We start from the raw sequence: 3,121 nt of genomic DNA, 5'->3' as shown, positions 1-3,121 counted from the left end.
GCAACGAGGCGATCCGCCAGGCGGTCGAGGCGCCCGCCTCGACCGCCTGGCGGATCGCCTCGTTGCTGGGCAGGACGAGGAATATCCTGAGATCCGCGAACGGAACCGCCTCGCGGCGCGCGAGATCCTCCAGCGCCTCGCGCGTTCCCGAGCCGCCCTCCCTGATGATCCAGCGCAGCTCCCTGATATCGGGACGGCCCGGCGCATGTTCGGCGATCTTCGGATGCGACGGAGCGACGACCAGCAGCAGGCGATCCACATCGACCTTGGCGCGCCGCAGGATATCGGATTCGGTCCGCCCCTCGACCAGGCCGAAATCCGCCGTGCCGTCGAGGACCTGGGTCTCGACCTGGCTGGTGTTGCCGATGCTGACATTCAGCCTGACGGCGGGATAGGCCTCATGGAAGGCAGCCAGCCGGCGTGGCAGCCAGTAGCTGGCGATGGTCTGGCTGGCGGCGATCGACAGGCTGCCGGTGACGGTCTGCGAGACATCCGCCAGCACGTTGCTGGCGGCCGCGGCGCGTTCCAGAACGGCCTTGGCCTCGGGCAGGAACCGGCGTCCGGTCTGCGCCAGCTCGATATTGCGCCCGACGCGGTCGAACAAGCGCACGCCATGCTGCTGTTCGAGCGCGCGGATGGCGGCCGAGGCGGCCGACTGCGAGATGCCCAGAAGCTCGGCCGCCTTGGTCATATGCCCGCGCTCGGCGACGGCGACGAAGATGCGCAACTGATCGAGAGTCATGCCCGCATTAAGAAGGACAGTCGATTGGAATTACAAGAGCAACTTGTTAGACAGATCGATTGCTTTGTTCTAAGTTTTTAAGCGGAATTGGAAAAAAATCGCGGCCGAGTCGCGAGGATTAGAATTGATGGGGCGGTTCAAGTCTTTGTTCGCACATTGGACGCGCAGCCTTCGGCGGCGGGTCGCCGGCGAACGCTATCACCCTGAACAACACTACATGCGCGGTCCCGGACCCAAGACGAGAGCCAAGAACGCGGACCGTAAAAGCGCCCCCCGATCATGAGCCACGGTGCGCCGCGCGGCGCAAATTCCGCCCCGTCGCAAAGGCCGCTGGCCGACACACGCGCGCCTGACGAGGGTGACGGCGTCGACACCTCGCCCAGCGTCTCCGACCGGATCGCCAAGACAACCTGCTACATGTGCGCCTGCCGCTGCGGCATCGACGTCCACATCAAGGACGGCAAGGTGCGCTACATCAACGGCAACAAGGACCATCCGGTCAATCGCGGCGTGATCTGCGGCAAGGGCAGCGCCGGCATCATGCAGCATTACAGCCCGGCACGGCTGACGAAGCCGCTTCTGCGCAGCGGGCCGCGCGGCTCGGGCGAATTCCGCGAGATCGAATGGGAGGAAGCCTTTTCGATCGCAACGGAGCGGCTTTCCGCAATACGCCGGAGCGATCCCAAAAGGCTCGCCTTCTTCACCGGGCGCGACCAGTCGCAGTCGCTGACCGGCTGGTGGGCAAGCCAGTTCGGCACGCCGAACTTCGCCGCCCATGGCGGCTTCTGCTCGGTCAACATGGCGGCCGGCGGCCTCTACACGATCGGCGGCTCGTTCTGGGAATTCGGCGAGCCCGATTGGGACAACACGAAATACTTCATGCTGTTCGGCGTCGCCGAGGACCATGATTCCAACCCGATCAAGATCGGCCTCGGCAAACTCAAGGCGCGCGGCGCCAAGGTCGTCTCGATCAATCCGTGCCGCACCGGCTACAACGCCATCGCCGACGACTGGATCGGCATCAGGCCGGGCACCGACGGCCTGTTCGTGCTGGCGCTTGTCCACGAGCTGCTCAAGGCCGGCCGCGTCGATCTCGACTATCTGCTGCGCTACACCAACGCCCATCTGCTCGTGATCCAGGAGCCGGGGGCGGCCGATGACGGGCTGTTCGTTCGCGACGGCGCCGGCCATTCGGTCGCCTGGGACAGGATTGCGAAGACCCCGGTCCGGGCTGCCGACCCCAACGCGAAACCGGCGCTGACCGGCAGCCACACGGTCAACGGCCGCCGCTGCGTTCCGGTGTTCCAGCTCCTTGCCGACCGCTATCTCGACGACAGCTATTCGCCCGACGCGGTCGCCGACCGCTGCGGTGTTGCCGCCGACACGATCCGCCGCATCGCGGCGGAGCTGGCGCATGTCGCCTTCGAGCAGACGATCGAACTGCCGGTGGCCTGGACCGATTGGGCCGGACGCCGGCACGAGACGATCAAGGGCCGGCCCGTGTCGATGCACGCCATGCGCGGCATCTCGGCCCATTCCAACGGCTTTCACACCTGCCGCGCCATTCATCTGCTGCAGGTGCTGCTGGGCACCGTGGATGTGCCGGGCGGCTTTCGCTTCAAGCCACCCTATCCGCGTTGCGCACCGCCGGGACCGAAGCCCGCGGGCAAGCATGTCCGGCCGATGACGCCGCTTGAAGGCATGCCGCTCGGCTTCGTCTGCGGACCGGATGACCTTCTGGTCGACGAGACCGGCACGCCCACCCGCATCGACAAGGCCTATTCCTGGGAGGCGCCGCTCGCCGCCCACGGCCTGATGCACAGCGTCATCCGCAATGCCTGGGCGGGTGATCCCTACCGGATCGACACGCTGTTGATGTACATGTCGAACATGGCCTGGAATTCCTCGATGAACACCGTCGAGACGATTCGTATGCTGACCGACAAGGATGCATCTGGCGCGTACAAGATCCCCTTCATCATCTATTCCGATGCCTACTACTCGGAGACGGTGCCGTTCGCCGACCTGGTGCTGCCGGACACGACATATCTCGAGCGGCATGACTGCATCAGCCTGCTCGACCGGCCGATCAGCCATGCCGACGGACCCGGCGACGCCATCCGCTATCCCGTCGTGGAGCCGGACCGCGACGTCAGGCCGTTCCAATCGGTGCTGATCGAACTCGGCGCGCGCCTCGCCCTGCCCGGTTTCGTCACCGACGAGGGCACCGCCAAATACCGCGACTATGCTGACTACATCGTCAACCACGAGCGCATGCCCGGCATCGGACCGCTCGCCGGCTGGCGCGGCAAGGACGGTGGCTCGACCGGCAGAGGCGAGCCCAATCCCGATCAGCTGCAGCGCTACATCGACAATGGC

At 65.7% G+C, this 3,121-nt stretch carries 2 protein-coding genes; one reads left to right on the top strand and one right to left on the bottom strand.

All coding sequences use genetic code 11. From position 1 onward, the window contains the following. On the bottom strand, nucleotides 1-742 hold a 742-nt coding region (locus EN742_RS29675; protein WP_128333591.1), incomplete at its 3' end, for a LysR substrate-binding domain-containing protein. 279 nt (nucleotides 743-1,021) lie between these two features. On the opposite strand from EN742_RS29675, the gene EN742_RS29670 reads away from it, so the two are divergent. Further along, on the top strand, nucleotides 1,022-3,121 hold a 2,100-nt coding region (locus tag EN742_RS29670; RefSeq protein WP_128333590.1), incomplete at its 3' end, for a molybdopterin-dependent oxidoreductase.

The organism is Mesorhizobium sp. M4A.F.Ca.ET.020.02.1.1 (assembly GCF_004022645.1).
Classification (GTDB): domain Bacteria; phylum Pseudomonadota; class Alphaproteobacteria; order Rhizobiales; family Rhizobiaceae; genus Mesorhizobium.
The sequence above is the reverse complement of the archived record's forward strand: the minus strand, read 5'-3'. Positions and strand labels throughout refer to the sequence as shown.